The 23,182-nt window shown below is 51.8% G+C and carries 8 protein-coding genes; 1 reads left to right on the top strand and 7 read right to left on the bottom strand.

The features are described from left to right. Positions 1-70: 70 nt before the first annotated feature. Positions 71-964, top strand: coding sequence for an Rpn family recombination-promoting nuclease/putative transposase (locus tag DKB62_RS07960; RefSeq protein ID WP_107195468.1), 894 nt, complete (start codon positions 71-73; stop codon positions 962-964). A 285-nt stretch (positions 965-1,249) separates the two neighbouring features. Here DKB62_RS07960 and DKB62_RS07955 read toward each other — a convergent pair whose 3' ends face one another. The 7 genes from DKB62_RS07955 to DKB62_RS07925 form a co-directional block, all read right to left on the bottom strand. Further along, complete coding sequence (locus DKB62_RS07955) at positions 1,250-1,789, bottom strand: 2-oxoacid:ferredoxin oxidoreductase subunit gamma family protein (RefSeq protein WP_087477307.1); 540 nt, start codon at positions 1,787-1,789, stop codon at positions 1,250-1,252. A gap of 1 nt (position 1,790) precedes the next feature. After that, on the bottom strand, positions 1,791-2,534 hold the full coding sequence (locus DKB62_RS07950) for a thiamine pyrophosphate-dependent enzyme (protein ID WP_087477306.1): 744 nt from the start codon (positions 2,532-2,534) through the stop codon (positions 1,791-1,793). 1 nt (position 2,535) lies between these two features. Continuing rightward, positions 2,536-3,603, bottom strand: coding sequence for a 3-methyl-2-oxobutanoate dehydrogenase subunit VorB (locus DKB62_RS07945; protein WP_087477305.1), 1,068 nt, complete (start codon positions 3,601-3,603; stop codon positions 2,536-2,538). A gap of 23 nt (positions 3,604-3,626) precedes the next feature. Continuing rightward, the gene (locus DKB62_RS07940) at positions 3,627-3,830 is read right to left on the bottom strand and encodes a ferredoxin family protein (protein WP_240320149.1); all 204 of its coding nucleotides are present in this window, start codon (positions 3,828-3,830) and stop codon (positions 3,627-3,629) included. 35 nt (positions 3,831-3,865) lie between these two features. Beyond that, positions 3,866-4,543: a hypothetical protein gene (locus DKB62_RS07935; protein WP_107195469.1), complete on the bottom strand. Its 678-nt coding sequence runs from the start codon at positions 4,541-4,543 to the stop codon at positions 3,866-3,868. Between the two features lie 631 nt (positions 4,544-5,174). After that, the gene (locus tag DKB62_RS07930) at positions 5,175-5,606 is read right to left on the bottom strand and encodes a YbjN domain-containing protein (RefSeq protein ID WP_095629278.1); all 432 of its coding nucleotides are present in this window, start codon (positions 5,604-5,606) and stop codon (positions 5,175-5,177) included. Positions 5,607-5,693: 87 nt separating this feature from the next. Further along, positions 5,694-23,159, bottom strand: a complete 17,466-nt coding sequence (locus DKB62_RS07925; protein ID WP_107195470.1) for a leukotoxin LktA family filamentous adhesin — start codon at positions 23,157-23,159, stop codon at positions 5,694-5,696. Positions 23,160-23,182 lie beyond the last annotated feature (23 nt).

Below are 23,182 nucleotides of genomic sequence, written 5' to 3'. Positions count from 1 at the left end.
CTATATGAGAAAGGCCGCGCCTCTATATGGAATAAAAAAACCGTGATACAATATGTTTAAGGAGGTTCCCATGACGCGAGAACTCAACAGACTCAACGACGTATTTTTCAAATATCTCCTCGGCGATGAGAAGAAAAAATCGCTGACCCTGAGCTTTATCAACGGCATCTTAAACCGAACGGGAAACGACCTGTTTACCGATTTAGAGTTTCTGGATAAAGAAATGACGCCCATCACCGAAGCCGGCAAGGTGTCTGTCCTCGACATACGGGCCCGAATGAACGACGGCTCTCAGGTCAATATCGAAGTGCAGGTCTGCAAAGACCCCGATATGGCCCGCCGTTCCTTATACTACTGGGCAAGAATGTACAGCGGCGCACTTCATAAAGGCGCGCCCTACCGCAGCCTGATGCCGGCCATTTCCATCAACTTGATGGACTTCAACGCCTTTGAGCAGTATACGACGTGTCATCACTCCTACCACGTACGCAACGATGAAACCCACGACATCCTCATCGGCGATTTGGAAATGCATTTTATCGAGCTGGAAAAAATACGCATCGGAGACATTCGAAAATTGCGCAAGTCTGAACAATGGATCGCTTACTTTTCTCATCAATGCAGCGACGAACAACGGGAGGTGTTAGCCATGAGTGAACCGGCCATCAAAGAAGCGATGAACTGCGAAATGCATTTTACTCAGGATGAAAAGCTGCGCCGTAAATACGAAATTCAAGAAAAAGCGCGGCGCGACTACATTTCCATGATGTACAACATCGAAAAGGGCCGCGAAGAAGGCTTGGAAGAAGGACGAAAAGAAGGCCAGGAACAAGAGCGGCATCGCATCGTCCTGTCCATGCTCCAAAAAGGCTTTCCTTATGAAACCATTTCCCAAATTACAGGCATTCCGGCTGAAGAAATCGCAGCCATCGCCCAATCGCAGGCGCGGCCAATCAAAGAATAACATCCCGCAGCAAAACAGGACAGCGACGCACAGCCGCTGCCCTGTTTTTTCATTCCCAAATAGGATCAAACTGGCTGATGGCCGTAACCGTATCGACAAATCCTTTCAATAATAGTGATGCCGATGATAAAGATCAAACCGACAATCAAACTTCTCAACAGGTATATCTCTCATTAATCAGAAAAAAGAAAATCCCGGTGCTGCTATGCAAACAGTACCGGGATTTTCCTGTTATTAGAAACCCGCAAAAAGGTTTTCCGCTATGTAATTATAATCGAGCGTCCTTTATCCTTCTACGCAGGCGATGCCGCGTTTCAAGGCTTCCATGTTCAGCGGAACGAGTTTGGCTTTCTTGCCCGTGAACATTTCATGAATCATGTTTTCGATGGTTTCTACTTTCAGCACCTTCGTAGCCGCTACGTATGCGCCGAGCATAACCATGTTGCTGACCTTGGGATTGCCCAGTTCGCGGGCAATGTCATCGCACGGTACATAGTATACCTTGACGTCGTCACGGTCTACCTTGTCCGGCACAATGCTGCTGTTGATGAACATAATGCCGCCTTTTTGTACATGCGGGCCGAATTTCGCCAATGCCGCGCGGTTCATGACCACGACTTCCGACGGATATTCTACCAGCGGGGAACCAATGCGTTCATCGCTCAAAATAACCGTACAGTTCGCCGTGCCGCCGCGCATTTCCGGGCCGTACGAGGGCACCCATGAAACCTGCAGATCTTCTTCTACCCCTGCTTCTACAAGGTTTTTACCGATAGACATGACGCCCTGGCCGCCAAAACCGGAGAGTATGACTTCGTGTTTCATATTATTGCACCTCCGCATCTTTAATTACGCCAAGAGGATAGTACGTAGCCATATTTTCCATGAGCCACTTGTTTGCTTCATGAATATCCATACCCCAGTTCGTCGGGCAGGCGGCTAATACTTCGATAAAGGTAAATCCGTCGCCGTTCATCTGACGTTCAAAGGCTTTCTTGATCGCCTTTTTCGCTTTCATCAAGTGTGGAATATCGACAACGCAGACGCGTTCTGCATAGACGAGGCCGTCCAACGTCGACAGCATTTCTGCCACGCGCATCGGTTTGCCCGCCTGTTCTACCGTACGGCCCAAGGGAGCCGTCGTAGCGCGCTGGCCAATCAGGGTCGTCGGCGCCATCTGGCCGCCCGTCATGCCGTAGATTGCGTTGTTGATGAAGATCGTCGTGAATTTTTCACCGCGCATGGCAGCGTGTACGATTTCTGCCGCGCCGATGGATGCCAGGTCGCCGTCGCCCTGATAGGTGAAGACGGGGACGTTCGGATGGGTGCGTTTTACGCCCGTCGCTACGGCAGGCGCACGGCCGTGAGCGGCTTCCAGCATATCGCAGGCAAAGTAGTTGCCGGCGAATACGGAGCAGCCTACGGGGCATACGCCAATAGCCGTCTTGATCGCATCCATTTCTTCCAGCGTTTCCGCAATTAATTTATGCACGATACCGTGGCTGCAGCCGGGGCAGTAATGTAATTCGGTATCCTGCAAGCCTTTGGACTTTGCATATATAGTCTTCATATTATTTTACCTCCCCCATGACTGCTTCTGCCTTGGCTTCGATTTCCGAAACGGTCGGGATCATGCCGCCCAACCGGCCATAGAAATCGATCGGTTTCCGGTCGCCGACGGCAAGCTTGACGTCTTCGACCATCTGGCCGGCGCTCATTTCTACGTCCAGGAATACCTTAACCGATGCCTGTTCTGCAATTTCTCTCAGGCGGGCATACGGGAACGGCCACAGCGTAATCGGGCGGAATACGCCGGCTTTGATGCCTTTCTTACGCAGGTTTTCCGCAACGGTAATGGCAATACGGGCCGGCGTGCCATAGGCCGTGAAGACCAGCTCTGCGTCTTCCAGCATGATTTCTTCCCAGCGTACTTCGTTCTTTTCGATTTCTGCGTAAATCTTCAGCAGCTCTTCGTTGTGCTTTTCGCACGACGGGGCGTCGATGAGCAGGGAGTTGATGAAGTTGTTGTGGTCACGGTCGCCGCGTCCGCTCGAAGCCCAGTCCTTCGGCGGCAGGGGACGCTGTTTGTGTTCTTTCCATACGATCGGTTCCATCATCTGGCCGATAAGGCCGTCTGCCAGGACGACGACAGGCGTGCGGTACTGATCGGCAATATCGAAGGCTTCCTGTACGAGGTCAACGGCTTCCTGCAGGTTGGCCGGAGCCAGGACCGGCGTACGATAGTCGCCGTTGCCGCCGCCGCGGGTTGCCTGGAAATAGTCTGCCTGGGACGGCTGGATGGAGCCGAGGCCCGGGCCGCCGCGCATGACGTTGACGATAACCGCCGGCAGCTGTGCGCCTGCGGCGTAGCTGATGCCTTCCTGTTTCAGGCTGACGCCCGGAGACGACGAGGACGTCATAGCGCGAACGCCGGAGCCGGCCGCGCCGTATACCATGTTGATAGCTGCTACTTCCGATTCAGCCTGTACGAACACGCCGCCTACCTGAGGCATTCTCAGCGACATATATTCAGGGATTTCATTCTGCGGGGTAATGGGATATCCGAAGAAACCGCGACAGCCTGCACGAATTGCGGCTTCAGCTATAGCTTCACTGCCCTTCCAAATTTCTCTTTTCATGGAACAGTTCACACTCCTCTTTGTTAGTCCTTTTCAATAGTAATGATCGAATCCGGGCAAATTCTTGCGCAGCTTGCGCAGCCGATGCAGAGCGATTCATCCGTGCAGTGTGCCGGCCGGTAGCCCTTAATATTCGTGCCGTCTTCTAAGGCCAGAATCTGTTTGGGACATACGGTGATGCACAAACCGCATCCTTTACAACGCTCTTTTCTGAAAGTCAAATGCATTGCCATAGGTGTTACGTCTCCTTTCTTTGCGGGTGTCATTCCCAAGGTTTCTTCATGTACAACTGCATAGGGAATACAGGATATACTAAATCCGAAACCCGATCTGCCAAATGTAGGGGGACAGCGTGGCAGACTACGGGGATTCCGGTTAATACCGATACTTCCTGGGCCATCTTCGCGCCGGCAACGACGTCTTCAACATCTGTCAGCTGGCAGCAGTGCGTATTATTGACCAAGCCGTCGATTCTCATTCCTGACGACTGTTCAATGGCCCGTACATATCGTTCGGCTTTTTCTGCCGTATCCGATAAGGGCCGATTGGCATTGACGACGCACAGCACGCGGGCTCCGCATCGCTGAAGATCATGACGATAGCGGGCCAGCACTCTGGCTCCCGACGGGTCGCCGCCAATATCTAAAATCCCATATAACTCAGGATTATCAAACAAGGCAAATACATCGGGCGGCATAGACGGCAAGTCAGCATCTACATGCATCTGCGAGCTGGCAATCAGCCGGCCGCCTCGTTCTTCTATCATATCCCGGCATTCGCGCGAGCGAAAATACGGGTCTACGACATCTAAATCAGCCAAGGCAAAGGGATACCCCTTATCAGCCAAGGCCATTGCCATATTTACGGCAAATTCCGTTTTGCCGCTGCCAAAGTGCCCTACGATAACCGTAAGCCGAGCGGCATCTATCCAATTATCCATGGTGTAAACTCCTCATTTATTGGGGAATCCATAAAAATCCTTGAATCCGTTCCCTTATTCCGTCATGTTAAAAGAATTGATTTTCTCATCCTTAAATATTGTTGCACATTAGATTTAAGTGTACATTGTATCATGACCATTTGGTATTTATATTATACCTTAAATCGAAGGCTTTCGCAAGACAGATTCAAGTAAAACGTTCATCTTATGCAAATTGAATCTAGCTATATTTCACTTATTGCATCGAAAACATAACCTCTCTCATGCAAATCCTCTGTCTAAGTGAGAATAAAATCCTCTGGAAGTAAATCCCGATAGAGAAATATTATGTAAGTGATCCTGTAACATCCCAAAGGTATTACAAAAACTATAAAAAATAGATTACACATAGCATAATAAGGAGAAATTTCAGCATTGACTATCTGCCGAAAACTTGGTATACTCAGCGTGTAGACTGAAAAGTATGCAAAACACAACGAGCCCCTTCAAGACTGCACTCTTGAAGGGGCTCTTGCGTTGTTTACGGCCAACGCCACGCCAGGCTAGTTGCTTAAAATCATAACAGCAAAACGGGCTTGCCCGCGCGATTGCGCGAAGCAGGCCCGTTTTTTATGCACTGCACCATTCGCTTTTACTGCCAAATGGCCTTCATCGTGTCTTTGTATGATTCGTTCAAGTGGTTGATGATGACGTTGAACATGGTGTAAATCATGTCTCCGTCGGCTTCTCCGTCCTTGAACAATACGCACGTGTCCATGACGAGGTTGCCTTCGTCGTCGGCGTAGTATTTAAAGGACTTGTACTTCTTATTGTAGCCGTTCATGAGCTCCAGCACGGCTTCCTTGTTGTCATCGCGCAGGGCTTTCGGCGCGACGAGAAGGCGGATCATGCAGTAAATGCTGCTGTCCAGAATGACCAGCGTCGGAAGCTGGTTGCCGCCGACGTCGATGTGGGAGCGGAAGACGACGGTGTTCAGCGCATCGTCTTGGATTTCGTCGACCGTAAAGGCCGCGATTTGTTTTTCTTTTAAATAGTCTTGAAATAATTCTGCTTTTTTGTTCATGGGAATCCCATCCTTTCTCTTACAGCAGCTGGGAGCCCTATCATGCAGGGCCCCTGCTGCCATGTAGTTCATACAAACTGCCTTTCCTTATTCGACGATGACCTCGTCTTCTTCAGCGTTTTCTACGCTGTGACCGCTGCCGCTCGTCAGGCCGTACCGTTCGTGGTACGACAATTCAGGCGCATAGTACCGGTCGTAGAAGTTATAAAAATCTTTGTCAGTAAATATGTTCATCCAGTCGACCTGGCTGTACCGCTGATTGTATGCGTAATTGTGGTCAGCCAGATGGAGCAGGTTGCCGTTGCTGATCTGGACGGTTCCTTCCGGCGAGAAGAAGATATGCATCCACTTGTCGTTCAGCTCGTCGCTGTTCCACGCCGCGAGGTCGTCCTTCGGGCTGTTGATGCTCGTGTTGACCCAGTACGAGCTCGATACGCTGTCATCGTAGACCGGAGCCGAGCCGAAGACGTTCGTCGTCATGTCGTCGGTGCTGAAGGTGGCCTTATCCTGTACGTAAACCTTGTCCAGATGCAGCGCTCCCTCACTGACGTGGATATTGCCGGTATTCAGCCACAGATGGTCGAAACGCACGCCGCCGTTGGTCAGGATGTCGCCGATCACGAGGTTGTCAATCGGCTGGTCGTCCGCCGTGCCTTCCGGCGTAATGACCAGGAAGCCGTCGCCGTCTTCACGCTGCTTGATGCTGTCCAGATCCATGTTGGAGCCGGAAATAGCAATCTGCTGGGCCGCTTCGATGTTTTCCACATCCATTTCCTTGCCTTCGGACTTCACGAAAATAGCTACGAGGTTGCCGCTGACGTCGACGAGGTGAAGATTGCCGTCAGCTACGGAAATACCCGCGTCTTGCTTAGCATAGACTTCATACAAGTCGACGTCGCCTATGCCGTCGTGTTTAACGGTTACATTGCCTTCCCCCGCTTTAAGATGCGCCCGGTCTCCCGTTTCGCCTTCGCCGTTCGTGTCTTTAATATCGCCGCTGCCGCTTTCGTTGATGGAAACGGTCACGTCGCCCTGATCCGACGTTACATAAATATCTTCACGAACGCCGCCCTGCGTGCCTTCAAAGAGGATATTGCCGGAATTTACGTTTAAATCAATGTTTTGCCCTGCCGTCAGGTCATCGCGAACGATCATATCGCCTTTGGTTTCCACCGTAAAGGCAAGGTTTCCTCCGGCGTCCACTTCGCTATTGGTCGTAATACTTCCGGCATTCGTCGTAAATTGAATATCCTTGTCCGCCTTGAATACGGCATCGCGGTCCGTCGTAATATTGCCTGTGCCGGAAACAGTCGCCGCAATGTTGCCTCCTGCGTCGCCTTCCGATACAGCCGTTACGGCGCCATTAAACGTGATATCACCGTCGCCAGAAACGGTTGCCGTCACGTCGCCGGCGCTGGCCGTCGTTGTGCCTTCAAAACGAATGCTGCCGTTTGTCGCTGAAGCATGTACTTCTTTGCCGGAAGCAATTTCGCCGTTGACAGTAATGTTGCCCGAATCGTCAGTCGCAACGCCTGTCGCCGTCAATTCCGTATTTGATGCGGATGTAATCGTCCCGCCGGCAGAAATGCTACCGGAAAAGGCCTGAGCCATGACCATGCCCGTTTGAGCAGTAATGTTTCCGTCTAGCGTAATGTCTCCGGCATCGGTCTTAGCCGTAAAATCAGTTCCGGCAGTCGACGTGCCGTAGATCGTAATGTCGCCGCGTCCTGTCGTCGCCTTCACCTCGCCAGATTCCGACGTCACGCTGCTGTCCGCCGATCCTTCCTGGCCGAAAGTAATCGAGCCATCCTTTGTTTCCGCCGTCACATCACCGTCAGCCTTTGCACTGCCTGTCACGGTAATCGCACCGCCGTCGCTGCTCAGGGTAATCGTCTGGGCTGCGTCGGCATCTCCTTTGAGAGTAATCGAACCGCTGGTTCCGCTGGTATTTCCCGTCGTCGTCGCCGTGATTGCGCCGGCCTTGGCCGTTACCTTACCGCCAAGGTCAATCAGCCCACTGACGGTTTCGACCGTTACATTCTGACCGGCAAAGACATCCTCCGACGTCGAAATGGAACCTTTTTTGCTGGTCGCCGTGACGTCGCCGTCCATCGCCTTGACGCTGCCGTTAAGAGCGATATCGCCGCTTCCCGTTTCTGCCGTAAAGTGCTGGCCTGCCGTCGACGTGCCGTCGACACGGATAGTTCCGCTTACGCTGCTTTCGAAAAGAATGTCTTTATCAGCGTCGGCGGTACCGTAGACCGAAATATTGCCGCTGTCCGTCTTGGCCGTGACGTTGCCCGTCGCCGACGTCACGCTTCCAGTCTTGGTGCTTTCCTGGCCGAAGGTAATCGAGCCATCCTTTGTTTCCGCCGTCACATCACCGCCAGCCTTTGCGCTGCCCGTCACGGTAATCGCACCGGTTTCGCTCGACAAGTCAATATATGATTTTTCCGAGACAGCGCTGCTGCCGATCGTAATGGCCCCGCCGTTTGAATCAACGGTGATGTCGCCGGTGTTAGCCGTCACGTCACCGCTGAACGTAATCGTTCCTTCGTCGGCTTCGCTTTCCGTCGTCGCTTCTACGCGGCCGGCCGTCGTTGTTCCAGTCAAAGAAATGCTTCCCGCATCACTCGTAAACATCGCTTCTCCAACGGCAGTGACGCTGTTTTTCTGCGTGATATTACCGGCCGCATCCATACACACATTTCCGGCGCTGTCCAGCGCTCCATCGCTAGTCAAACTCCCAAGACTGCTCATGACGATGTCCGTTTTGATTGAATCGTCACTACTAGCATTCTTCGTTGTCGCCGATCCGGTCACTCTGAGTTCGCCGTCGGCACTGCCGTTATGATGAACGGTAATACTGCCGTCGTTGACCGTAAGACCCTTTTCCTCATCAGCCGAGAAATTGATATGTACGGTTTCAGCGCCGCTCACCAGATGGACATTGCCCGTCAGGCTGTTGTCTTCTTCCAAGCCGCGGACGACGAAATTCGTAACCGTGTTCTGCGCATTTTCCAACAGCTGGCTGCCCTTGCTGGAAACGTCGACCGTACCGGCATAGATGCCGCTGTCTTCTTCGCCTTTGCCCTGCGTTACGCTGCCCTGTTCAGCCGTCAAGGTCAACGTACCCGTTCCATTCTGGACCGAGACAAGGCTGTCGGCGGCAAAGGCAATGTCCGTTTCAGCCGTAATCGACGCGTCGCCGCCTGCCGAGTTGATCTTGCCAATAGCCAAGGTTCCTGTAGAACCAGTTCCGCTGACGCCGGCCACATAGATGTCACCTTGGGCGGCGGCATTGACTACGGCGCCGTTGTCCAAAATGCGTAGGCCTTGGCCTTCCGTGCCGATGGCGCCGCCAGCCGTAAGGGAAATGGACCCGCCATCGCTGCGAATATACCCGGAAGCCAGGACCGTGCCGCCGTCTTCGTCGTCTTCTTCGTCAGACGAAACAGGCGTATTGGCGCTCACGATATCCGTCTTGGCCGCCAACACGATGTCCTGTCCTGCGCCCATGGAGTAAATCTGCAAGGCGTCGTCGCCGACTTGGTTTACGTAAATATTGTCGCCAGCCGTCATCTGTACCGGCCCGGATACGTCGATCGTCATGGCCTTATCAGCCGTGCCGATGCTGCCGTCGCCGCCCTGCATGAGCAGGTTATTGCCCGTAATGGCTGCTTCGTTTAAGTCGGCATGGACGTTGTAAATGCCGTCCTTCCCTTGCAGGCGGATATTTCCGCCTTTGATCGAGTCGACGTTCAGGACATTGGTCACTTCGCCGTCGCCTTCAGTCCGGCCCGCCAAATAAACATTGCCGCCGGCCTGGACGTTCAAGCTGCCGCCAGTGCCAGTCAGCTGGACGCCGAGAGGTGTCTTTTCGTTGATGATAGCGACGCCCTCTGCTTCGTTCCACGTTACGCTTCCTGCATTGGCGTTGGCCAACTGCTTGAGATCTTCAACGCGGGAGCCAAGGCCGGCCAATTGAATTTTCGTCGTTTCATCGCTGTTGCGGCCAACGTCTTTATTTACATTCAGCGTGATGTTATGCCCTTTGAGGTTCGGATCTTTGACAATAGTATCCGTCGCACCGCTTTCCTGGTTGATGACCGCATCGGAAATCGCATACAAGAGCTGATCTTCAGACCAGCCGGCTCCTTCTTTCCGGAGTTCACCTATGTGCGTTCGCGCCGCATCTCCAGCCAGATAAGCGTCGGCACTTTCATAGCCGCCATACGTTTCCGCCAGCTTTTCATAAGCCGCATATCCGGTATCGTTGCTGTGCTGTTCTCCATCTTCGTAATAGCCTTTCAACATCTCGTACTGTTCGAATTCGTTTCTCACAGCCGCTTCATACTCAGCTACATCTTGTTCTTGGCTTTCCGTGTATTTACCGTCGCCATCGATGAGGCCCAGGTCTTTCCACTTCTGGATAAGCGCGTCTGTACTGCCATGGTCGATGGTCTCGCCGTCAGGCAGGGCGTCGATGAGACTGCCATTTGTCACCGTGATGGTTACGTCGCCATTGTCCGAATAAACGCGGCCAATACGCATGTCGCCTTGGGCCTGCGTCAAGTTAATGTCGTCTTTGGCCTGGGCGTTGACGCTGGCCGACAGCGAATCCGTGCCGTCGACAATACTCTGCCCGCCGTTTACTACGATAGCCTGTTCATCTGTGCCGATGGCACCGTTTTCGCTCGTCAGGTCGATGCGGTTACCGCTGACGCTGACACCCGTACCACTTTGAGTAATATTTCCAGCAGCTGTCAACGATACGTTGCCTTTCTGCGCATCGGCCGAACCGGCAAACAACTGATTGATGACGACGTTGCCCTTCGTACCGTAGGCAGCGCTAACATCGATGGTTACGTCGCCGCTGCCACTGTTGACGGCATTGAGCTGAACTGTATCGCCCATAGAAGTGATATTTACATCGTTGATACCCGCTGCCGCTTGCAAGTTAATGTTATCGCCGACAAGGGAGCCGCCTTTTTGATTGATGGCGCCGCCTGTGCTGGCGATGTCAATGACAGAACCGGTTCCGCTGCTGGCCGAGCCGATCGTATTAGTCAGGTTGATGTTGCCTGCCGCATTAATGTTGATGTTACTGTTGCCGTCGGCGTTGCCGAAAAAGCCGATTTCGATGGGCTTATCGGCTTTGACGCTGGCGACGTACTGCTGCGATGTACCTGTAACTTTTGTCCAAGTATACTTTTCCCACTTAAACCAGCCGAGGAACCCTGTGCTCCACCGTTCCGGCTCGCCGGGACCAACGCGGTCTTCGTTGAGTTTCGTATTATCATAAATGACGATAAAGTTGTCGTCGTTGTCGATGCCGTCCTTGCTCGTACTGATACTGCCAATGTATTCGCCGTTAGGCTTGTCTTTTTCCGTTTCTTTCGCCGGAGTCGACGGCTTATGGCTTTCCTCGAAGTCATCCAACTGCGTTTTATCCATAGTTTCTACAGCGCCCCACAAGCCGGCTTTAATGGTATTGCTATATTCTTCCTTTGTCGTAACTTCTTGCCCTGTAGTCCAGTTGTAACGGAGGCCCTCCTGAGGCTTATATACGTTTGAGCCGCCTTTAATAGTATCTAGGGTTACATAATCGCCATCTTCAAGTTTCGTCAAATCTTTGACGATAGTCTGGCCGCGAGTAAATTCTGTCAGCGTATTTTTCGCCGTATCCGTAATGCTGATGAGGCCGGATACGTCGTTGCTGACCAGCTTGCCCAACTGGAGATCCGTCGTCGTATCGTTGTGGACGTTAATATCATACGCGCCGTCCAGCACCTTGATACTGCCGCTGCCAGTACTGCTGATGCGGCCTGTAAGGTAGACCTGGCCGCCGTGGGCGTCCACGTCAGGCACGACGAGCTGTCCCGTATAAGGATTATAATATACGTCTAAGGTACGGTAATATACGCCGTCTTCACCGCGTACATCTTCGCCCGTAACGATGCGGTACGTATCTCCCGTCATGATTTCAGCATCAGACAAAACGCCGCTGCCGCTATCCAGCCAGTTCTGCCGGAGGTCATTTATTTTATTTTGTACTTCATTCGTATCCTTAATTTCAACGACGTATTTTTCATATCCACTCTGAATTTCGCCATTGATATTGATATCGGCAGCGCTGATGTAAATATTTTCCCCGGCGATCCGGTTGCCATCAGATTTTACCTCTTCGTTCTTGCTCCATTCGTCATGGACCGTATCATGTTGGAATCCGTATTCAGTGTCGAAATGGTTCTTACCTTCGTCATATTGTGAAGCATATTGATCCTGTACGTCGCCGCCGATGCTCACGATGCCTTCCTGGAAGCCCTGGCTGACCGAACCTTTGCTGGCGCTCAGCTTGACGGTCTTGCCTTTCACACCGGCGCTGTCAGAGGCGCTGTCCCCTTGGATGACGATATTGTTCGCGGCGCTGCTGATTTCTACTATACCGTCGCCGCCGTCGACGAGACCATTGATCTCGATGTCGGCCCGCGGCGTCGTCTGGATCGTTTGGGTCTGGCCGTCAATCGTCACATTCGCATACACAGCAGTACCGCCATAATTGCCGTTGATGACGATGCGACCGCCCGTTTCCGCTGCGGCGTCCGGGGAAATGACGGCAAAGTTTGCCGACATCCCATCTTTGTTGAGCCCTTTGATAGTTGCATTGTCTTTCGCCGCGTCGCCGGTGAGGGACGTATTGTTGTAATGGATTTCACCGCCAGCTTCACCAATCGTAATGTCATTCACTTTCAGGTAGAGGTTCGTGTTGTTATTGACGACGACTTCCGGCGCGCCTTTCGCCGTAAGGGAGCCTTCGCCGCTGAGGTTATCGCTCTGGATGTTGATATTGCCGCCGCTGGCTACGATGTCGGACAGCTCGATATAGTCGATGGTAGCGCCTTCGACAGGAGCCTTATACGTTTCTCCCGTTGGCTTGCCTTCATTATCGAGAACTTTAATCTCTTCGATCAGGCCCATCGACTCCATCTGACTCATTATGCGGTCTCGCTCGGCTTTATAGCCCAAATAAGCAGTCGAGCTTGGGTCTTCCGCATAGGCCTGCATCAATTCGCCCAGCTCATTGTAACGCTCGAACAGTGTCGTGCCGTAGTCCATAGTCCCCGTGCCGATACCATCCTTATCCACGCCGTCTGAAGCATTAATGATGAGGTCGTCCTTTCCTACGGCCTCCTGCCCATTTTCATAAGCATTTACCGCATCTTTGACTTGGTCATCGAAGAAGATAAGCTGCGAAGCGTCCGTCGTTCCCGTTTCGGGGTCATAGGTTCCGCCAATGGTGATATACTGCTTGTTCTGTACGCCTGCCGTGAGCGTCCCGTCGGCTTGTACAAAATTATTGCTGTGCTTATTGTTCGGTTCTTCGTGGCCGACTGTCGAACTGGTGTAGTTTTCGTCTTTATCGCTCCAATACCAGGTGTACAAGACGCTGCTGTCGCGAATCGTTTCCTTGCCAGCATCAGCATACAGATTGATGTTGCGGACGCTGCTGACTTCGCTGCCAGAACCGATGGTAACGGTGTTATTCTGGTTCACCGCATCGTTTAGTTTGGGATTCGATACGGCCAGGGCCGTCTTATTGTACGATTCCGAATCGGCTTCCAGATCCAGCTTGCCTTCGCTGCCGTCTTTATCCTTGCCGGCGTAGAGATTGACATCGTTCATGCTGTACAGCGTGCCGTCGACAGCAATGCTGTTGTTCCGGTTCAAGGTACTCGTCACATCGGAGCTTGCTCCGCCAACGGCGCCGCCCTGCGTATCGGCAACGCCGATGACAGCCATGTCCACGTTGTCTACAGCGGCCAATACGATATCTTTGCCGGCCTTTTTCGTCTTCAGCGAGCTGTTTTCATCGACAGACACCCTATCGGTAGACGTAACGGTATTATCGACGTCTACCCAGGTAAATGCGCCTAAGCCGGCAGCCTTGATATATCCGCCTATGTTCAAATTGCCCGTCGTCTTCGCTTCATAATTCTGAGCGCCGTCCGTCGTGATAGTGCTATTGGCAATGGCAATATTTGCCTTCTTATCGATAGTATTGTCAAATTCCGCACCTTGTACGTTGACGCCGCCGTAGCCGCTGCCTTCGACAGCATAGTTTTCCTTATCGCCAAAGGTCACCGTATTGGCCGCATTGACATCCATATCTCCGCCGCCGGTAATCGCAGCGCCGCTGATAGAAACGCCCGTCGTGCCCGTAATCGAGTTTTCAGCCTTCGTCGCGCTGGCCCCGACGACAGTCGCCTTCAGGGCGTCGGCGTTGATGTTAGCCGTGTCGCTTTGCAGGGCTTCGATGCGCACGTCGCCTTCGACTTCCAGCATACCGCTGATGTCGGCCTGCGTCGTCGCGTTCATTTCATTTTTGACGTAAGCCGCCAAATCACCGCTTATGAAGCCACCGCCGCTACCGTCGGCCTTCGCCGTGTTGTCTCCGGCACCTGCCGCTGTTACGGTCAGGCTGCCGAGCCGCGTATTTTCACTGCCGCTTCTGAGGCTGACCTTCGTCTGCGATGTATTCGAGGTCAAAGCCTGATTGTTTCCGCTGGAGAAGATGCCGCCAATGGTAATGCCCTTCGCATCGGCCGACGCCTTGGCGGCGTTGTTGCTGCTGAGTGTGAGGTTCGTCACGCCTTTCGTATCTTCTGCATATACTTCTGTGCGTTCGCCAGTCGTGCTATCCTCGACGTCTTTATAACCGATGAGGGTTTTCGTCGTCTCCGTCTTGTAGGCGACATCGCCGACATCTACGGTAACATTCATGGCTACGTCGGCCTTTGCCAAGTTTTCGGCAAGGGTATAATACCCGCTGCCGCTGGCGCCGACGACGGCCGCTTCAGCCGTATTCTTTCCGTCTTGCGTCGCCGCGTCGGCAGAAATATCTACGGTATCGGCGTTCAGTTCGTTGCCGTCAGCCACAGTTACGGAAACAGTACCGTTAGCTGTCGCCTCCGCACCGGCTCCGCCAGCCGTGCCAAACACACTGACGGCCGCGCTGTCCGCTACGGCTTTGACAGCCGGGCTGGCCTTGGCGGCGATAGCGATTTCCTTCGCAGCTAAGGCGTTTCCTGCCTGCAAGGTAATGCGGCTCTCTCCTTCGTCGCTGGCCGTCGCCACGACGCCCTGAGCCGCTAAAGCACCGCCGGCGCCGCCCATGGCATGAGCCGTCACCGTATTGGCTTTGTCCGTCTTGATTGAAACGGTACCGTTGTTGCCGCCGTCTTTATCTTCTATCTTGCTATTTTGCATTTTTACTTCCGTATTGCCCGTATTTTCAGCTCCAGCAACAATGGCCCCGACGGAAACAGCTCCGACAGTAACGCCGAGTACGTTGACGTTGGTTACGCCATGGTCGGCAGCCAGCACGTTCATTACATTGCTCGTAAAACGCGCATTATCAATAGATATCGTACTGCTGCCGCTAGTGCTGACTTGTCCGACAGCGGCATTACCGCTCACTACGCCGGCGCTGCCCTGATATACTTCAAGGTTTGCCTCGCCGGTAATATTCGTATTGACGTCAATCGCATTTGCCGTCATACGGCCGCCGGTAATATGGACTCCCACATTACGGTTTACATCAAGAATGCCAACGCCGGCATTAATGGCTACGCCGCCGGCCGAACCGCTTCCCAGCGTCATGCCAATGACGTCATGTTCCGCTGCTTCAGCCTTAATCGCGCTACCTGTCACATTGCTGTTCGAAATATTGACAGTAATCTGAGAATTTTTGCCGCCGCCGTATTCTGCGCCGATAGACGGAGTTACGCTGCTTTCTTCAATACCGGCAGTTTTCAATGCGTCGCCGGCGCCATTTAATAAGGCAGATGCATTGTTTTCCTGTGTGTCTTCGTTTACTAATGCGTTGTTAGCTCTATCAATCTCTGCCAGTACGTCAGAATCAGTAATTTTCTTCCCAACTGTCGTAATGGCGATATTTGCTCCGATCGCTGCGCCGCCAGCAGCCACATTCGTAGCCGTCTGCTGGATATTGCGAGTTTCGTCGGCAGTCAATGCCACATTTTGAGCCGCTTGCAACTCGCTGTCAGAAACGTTCATTTGCACGGTACTGTCAATCGTGTTGACCGTTACGCCCGCACCGACACCGACGGCGCCGCCAGCTTGGCTGCCCATATACGCTTCAATGTTAAAGGTATTATTAGCAGTTCCGTGAATACTTCCACTCTTCGATATAATATTTGCATTGGCAAGATCAGTAACAACTTTACTGTTAAGATTATTGATAGAGGTCGCTCCCGCTACGCCCGCCACGCCTGCTCCTGTTGCTGAGATAGAAGGCTTCACAGTTATCGTATTCTGCGCGGATATGGAAACATCGCCGGCTGCCACAATAGACTTTTCTTCTGTACTATCATTGCTTACCAGAGCATATGTTTCCGAATTATCTTTCAGCACACCAACCGACAATCCTACGCCTGCGCCAATACCAGCTGCACCAACACCGACATTACCAGCATTTACGATGCCTTTATGATCAGCCGTTACGTCGACAGTATTTGCCGTTACGTTACTATTAAACAACGCTGCCTTCGTTGTATTGGCAAGGTCGGTTACTGTCACGACGCCGGCTACGCCGCCACCAATACCGGCTACGCCAGCACCTACGGTAAAGGACGATACGCCCTGCATCGACTCCGCGTCGATTTCAAAGTCCTTGGCATTGACATCGCTGCCATCCACGACAGCCTCGACGTCACGGCTTACTGTATTGGTATCGCTGCCGAGGCCCACGCCAGCACCCATGCCGGCACCACCGCCGCTTCCGACAAAGCCGGACATATTCGTATAATCGCCGGCATTGACGAATACATCGCCGGCCGATACGCCCTTATTCACGGACGTATGGGAAATACCGGCAGTCGTAGCGCCGTCTATCATATTGACGTTGACCGTAGGCGCTACGCCGGCGCCCTGAACGGAAGCTCCGATGTTAATCAAGAACGATTTCATATCGCGAGTCGAAGAAGCGTCGACAATAAATCCCTTGCGCGTTTCATCCTGTCTGCCAATCGTCGTATTCATATCGACAGTGTCGCTGCTGATCAAGGTATTATTGATATCCTCTTCGGAAATATCTGTATGTGTCGTCAAGCCGTCGCCGTTGCCTTTGGCAGAAACAGTCGTATTCGTGCCTTCATCGCCGACAGTCGCGCTGGTTTCGCCTTGAATTTGATTGACGCTGACAGAAATCCCAACGCCGGCTCCCTGGCCAGCAGCGGCAAGCATCCCGCTGTAATTGCTGATTTGCTCGTCGCTCGTTGCGACCACGCCTACGCTGCCGTCGGCAGCGATATTCGCACCGCTGCCGATATGGGCTGTCACGTCGTTGTCGATCATGTTGACCGATACGGAACCGGCAACGCCGGCACCTTGTCCTGCCGCTGCAACGCCCACGCCGACGTTTTCAATCCGCGGCGTACCGTTAGCATGAACCATGAGATCTTTCACGTTCATCTGGCTGCCGTTTACGGCTGCATTCGTCTGCTGTACAATGCGGTTTACAGCAACGCCGGCGCCGACGCCTGCGCGTCCCCCAACGGAAACGGCATCGGCAGATGTCGTTATTTCGCTGGCATTTTGCGCTTCAACGGTTACATCAGCCGTCGTGCCGCCGTCTTTATCGACGCTGCTGTTTTCAAAGGCGGCCGATACATTCTTATTAATCAATGCCGTTGCCGCAGAGCCTTGTACTGCCGCCGTACCTGCCGCAGCTACGCCGACAGAAATAGTGTACAACCGCGCCTTATCATTGGCTTCAACAGTAATTGCTTGTTCACTATTGTCCGCCGTCGTAATATCCGTATTTCTGATAGCCGCAAACGTATTTTGCCCGCTGCTTTCGCTGCCTGCTGACGAACCACCGACGTCGTTATAGGCGACACCGCCGCCGACAGCCGCTTTCCCGCTGGCCGAAACAGAACCAACGACGGCCAGACGGTATGTATCATCATCGGCAGTCACCTTTACCGTACCTGCATCTTCAATATACGATTCCTTTTCATCGCGCTTATCAATAACAGCTTCTGTATTGCTGCCGCCGCGGTTTACAGCTACGCTGCCGTTAATCGCAGCTTTAGTGGAAGCGGAAACGCCGGCGCCGATACCGTATACCTTGCCGGTATTATCTGCGTCGACGACAACGTCTACATCGTCCCCCAAGGCGGTTATGGAGTTGCCTTTCATGTATGCGCCGATTGTATTGTCCAAGGCATTATAGGCCAACGTCGCGCCCACAGCTGCCGATTTGCCTACGGATACAGAGCCAGCGACATTAATAGCCTGCGTGTTGTTATCTGCTTTGGCCGTAACCGTATTGGTCGTAATCTGCGAATTTACGAACTGCGCCGTCACATCGTTGTCGATATCCTGCCACGTTACGCTGCCCATGCCGCCGAAGGTTTTTGTTCCGGCAGCCACGCCGCCAGCCGCTCCGACGAGAAGCGTATCGGCATCGGCTTCAGCCAGTACATCGTCGGCCGTAACGGAGGCGTTATTGACCGAGGCAGTAAAGTCATTGTCAATATCGGCAATATTGATAGCCGCACCAGCAGCATTTCCATTGCTGCCGGTCGCAACAACTGCCGCACCGACGATTGTGCTGCCTGCATTTCCGTCGTAATCAACATCTGCGTCAGCCGTGTCCAAGCCATTATAAAAACTAGTCCCCGCTGTATCAATGCCCCGGTCCGCAGCAAATTGATTGTGCTCGTTGTAATCGCCAAGCAACGCCTGATACGGCTTTGCTTCGTCTGAACTAGCTTCCGTGTCCTTAGCCGCAACAGCCACCGTTCCTTCAGCAACAATATTCGCTCCGTCAATGGACGCATGTATATCGTTACTGAGCCCATTATAAACGGCTGCGCCGCTGAAAGCGTTATTGGTACCGCTGCCGCCAGTCGCCACGCCGGCCGAAACAGCCGCTGTTACCTGCGTCGTCGCCAACATGCCTTTTACGGTTGCATCGTTTACACCGGTATAGGAACCGCCGGTAATACCTGCATTGATATTGTTATGAATGTCAGCTACGGTCACGCCGCCGCCGACAAGACTGCCGCCGCCAGTGGCAATATCGGCCCTGACGCCGCCCGTAACCTGTACATCACTTTCATACGCCGCCACGTCGATATCCGTAACAGCTTTCTGAGCGTCGTCTTCACCTTCGACGACGCCCGTTAAGGTTACGTCGTCCATATTGGCGTTGACATTTTTATCAATCAAGTTCACCGAAACAGACGCGCCGCCGCTGTAATTTTTGCCGCCCGTCGAATCGCTGGTCAGCGTCGCGCCAATGCCTGCCGCAACGGTCGTACCGCCGCTGACGGCCGTTACATCGATGTCTTTCGCGCCGGTGATCGAGCTGTTTTTAACGAGAGCCGTGATTTCGTTGTCAATATCATTGACGCCGACAGCTCCGGAAACGGCAACGCTCGTATTGCCGCCCGATCCCCCGCTTTGTCCTTTGCGGAACGAAAGGCCGGCCGCGCCGCTCCACGCGCCGGTAAAAGCTGAATCTCTCGCGCCGACTTGCAGTTTCCCGTCGTTTTCGAGCTGAATATTCGCGCCGTCGACGACGGCTTTCGTCGTGTCATTTACTAAATTAAGAGACACGCTTCCCGCGCCGGCAAAGCTGAACCCAGGCACTCCGGCTTCTTCGTCGCCAGCCGTTGCGCTTCCCGCCGAAGCATTTAAATCCATCGTCTGAAGTACGCTCTGCAACTTATTAGAAATATTGCTAACTCCTTCCAGCACATTGTCTTTCGTCTCGTTGACTTTATCAAAAGGAGCCTTGATTTTATCGAAAAATCCCTCTTCTCCGCTTTCGTCTTCTCCGCTGCTCGTCATACCGCCGGCTATGCTGATAGTGTTAATAAGACCTGTCGTTTCAGCGTTTACGCTCAATGCCGAGGCAGAGATCTTTCCTTCCAGATCGTCGTCCTCATCGTCAGTACCGTCATTGTCAATGACCTGGGCGCTGTTCTGCACATCGATATTATTGAGAGCCACACCTATGCCGGCGCCGACGTTGGCCCCGCTGGCAGATATGCTGAGGATAGCATTATTGACGTTAGTGTTGTTATTAGCCCAAATATCGATAGCGCCATTCGTCTGAGCATCAGCATCTTTTACAGCCTGCAATATAGCGTCGGAATCTACGATGACATTATTATAGCTGTCGCTGTCCGTTATCGTTACCATGCCGTTAATAGCGCTGCCGTCGCTCTTCCCTGCTCCCAGCATCGCGCCGACGTGGAATATATCGCTTTCGCTGCCAATGCTGATGTCGCCGGCCGTAAAACTCGCGCCTTCGTCGACAGAAACTGTAGAATAGGTGTCAAAATTCTGATAATTGACGCTGGCACCGATACCGACGCCGCCTTTCGCATCGGCATCGTTTTTCCAGAACTTGGTCTTTCCGGTAATCGTAACGTCCTCAACGGCATTGACAGATTTTAAATCCAGATCTTTTCCGGCGTTTAGTTCCGTAAACTTACCTACGTCGACAGAGCTGGTATTATTAAAATCAGTCACGGTCACAGAACCGGCAACAGATAGCTTAGTACTATCCTGACCACCTTTAGCCGAGGAAGATGCCGCAACATTGGCATAGTTGTTTGGATCGGTGAAGGCCACAGCATTGGTTACGACGCCGAGAGCGTTGCTTACGACAGCGCCAAAGGGGCTGGTAACGTCCAACATATTATTAACATTTTGCTGTAAATCCATGACGTCGTTATAAATGCCAACTGCACCGGCAGCAGCATCAAAAATCCGGTTTGCCGTTCCTTCTGCCGTAATAGCGTCAGGATTATTGACAGCATCCATGAAATCCGTGCTGTACGTCTTGGCATACTTCGTTAATTTATCTTGCAAATTTTTCAGTCCGTCAATAACATCTTTATATTTTTCTTCTTCATATTCTGGCAAATTTTCGATTGCTTCTACTGCATATTTTAGATTTTCTATACTTCTATCGATTTCACGTTTAATCCGTTCCGGCCGATTGTACTCTATAGTTGTTCCACTCGTAATATTGATATCTTTAGCAGCAGTTATACTTGCATGGCTTTCATCGGCATTTGCATCCAAGCCGTCTTCAAAGACGACAGAAGCTGTATTATTCATACCAGCATAGACAACGCCGGCACCGACAGTTACCGTATCGGTCGAACCACTTTCGCTCTTTTTGTATGAATTAGCCGTGCCGGAAGCGTATATATGAGAATCATATATATTCACGTCGGCATCAGCTCGGACGTTTCCTGACGTCGCTGTAACATCGGCTGTTTTTCCAAACGTAACGTTAGCAGAATTGGTTTCATCGGCAACGACAATAGCTGCTCCAACGGCCAATTTTTCACTGAGCTGCTTGAAAAGACCAGGTTTATCTGCTGTAGCCGTCCCATCTTTATTTATTATGCTTTGTACTAATCGATTCTGTTTGAGGGCATCTGTAATTTTTCCAACATTTGCAGCGTTCATGGCCTCTGCCATGAGTTTCCCCATTCCCAGGGAATTATTAGCCGTTATCGTATTTTCATCAACGTAATTCGTCGCGTCAATATCTACGTTCTGCGCCGTAATATCCCCATTGATAACAATATTAGCCTGGCCTTTGTGAGTCATGACATTGACTGCCGTAGATCCGATCGTATCATCAGGAGATTTCGTCGCCGCATTCGCCGTCAGCAAGGTGTTCGTATCAGCTTTGACAGCAACATCGCCATTATCCGCTTGTATTACACCATCAATCGTAACTTCAGCCGTATTCGCGCTGTCGCTTACAGCAACAGCTGCAGCTAAAGCAGACGTCTCTGCACCTGCAAGTCCAGATTTCAGATTCAGCGTAGCTGAATTGCTCAAATTCTCTTCAGCATAAGCCGATATATTGACTGCCGGATTCGTTACTGTATCTGTCTTATCTTTTACATTTTCTCCCTTAGCGGTAAGCGTTCCTTCAATATTCACGGTCGCACTGTTTTCGGCGTTTGCATAGCCGACGGCTGCCGAAGGAATAGCACCAGGAGTTAATTTAATCAATTTACGACCATTAGCCGCAGCACCGGCCGTGCCGTCGAGGACTGCGTTGGCATGAACGTCAACCGTCCCCCCTGCCGTAACATCGGCATCCTTACCAACGGTAATTTGCGCTTTATTGCTTAAAATCATGACATTAGCAGCCATCGGCGTAATAGCTGTCCCTAGAATCTTCCCTACCTTATCGGTAAGAGCGGTGCCGTTATCTACATACGTATTATCAGCATCGGCAACAAGTTCTACATCGCCGCCGGCCGTAACATCTCCCTGTACGTTTACGTTTGCGATAACTTGAACATAATTATCTGCGTCTGCCGCCGGCACAGGCACATAGTCGGGATTATTTACGCCGTTAGGCGTATTTTGATCTAACGTTTCTTCAGCCCAATCTTTGTTGCCGTTCGTAGCTTCCGCTTTCAAAACAGCGTCGCCTTTAGCAGTAATAGTACCGTAATTTTCAACAGACGCCTCGATAGTCTTCGGCAAATCAGGCAAATCAACGGTGATATTCAAAAGTTTTTTTCCTAATTCTTTAAAATCTGAATAGTCCGTATTTTTGTCTTCCGCCTTAGCAGACAGTACAATATCTCCGTTGCCGCTTTCTATCGCCGCCAACGTATTTCCCAATCCGGCGTCGACAACCACCTTGCCGCTAGTAACGTCTTTGATATTTACAAGATCAGAAAAATTAAATTCCGTCCCATTGCCTGTACGGATTACAGCACCCTTTACAATTTCTCCATTTTTAGTCCCATCAGCCCAATCTTTTCCGCTGACGTTCTTTCCGACAGCAATTTTAGCCGCTGCCATTTTAACGTCGCCGACAGAATTAATTTTCCCTAATACGCTGATTGTGCCGCTGGAATTCACAGGAATATTAAGGGTCATCATGCGATTGAGCGCATCTTCTGTATCGTTTTCAATTAAATCAGATAAGCCATGATATGTATACGCAGCTTCATCTAAAGATACGTTCGCAGGTGTCATAACATATAACGAACCGACGTTGATAACACCGGATTTTCCCACGGCCATGCCTTCCGGACTTAGGAAAAATAAATTCCCACCGATTTTATTTTCTTTGATGGCATTGAGCGTACCGTGTACATCGATGCGAGTATTGACAAAGTTGACTAAGTTATTAGCCAAGTCCTTGCTATTTGCATCTGTTTTAAAATACATATTGGCAATATCGCCGGCGTCAATTTTGAAGTCCTGGAATCGGTTTACCGCCGTATTATTATTTACAATTTTTTCAGCATAGATATTACCTACGTTATTTTGAAAATCTACTTTCGTTCCATCTACACGAGTAACGGTCGACGCCGCCATGGCTGCAAAGGGATTACCGATAAAGCTGAAGGCCGTGACGGCCGTCAGGACTTTTCTTGCCAAGTCGAGGTCGTGTTTTTGCTGTTCTAAGGTTTTCGTCTGGTTACGCTCTTGCTTGCGCGTAAATTGTCGTATGTATCTCATCGCACTACCTCCTCAAATGAATG

Source organism: Megasphaera stantonii (assembly GCF_003367905.1).
In the GTDB taxonomy this organism is placed as follows: domain Bacteria; phylum Bacillota; class Negativicutes; order Veillonellales; family Megasphaeraceae; genus Megasphaera; species Megasphaera stantonii.
The sequence above is the reverse complement of the archived record's forward strand: the minus strand, read 5'-3'. Positions and strand labels throughout refer to the sequence as shown.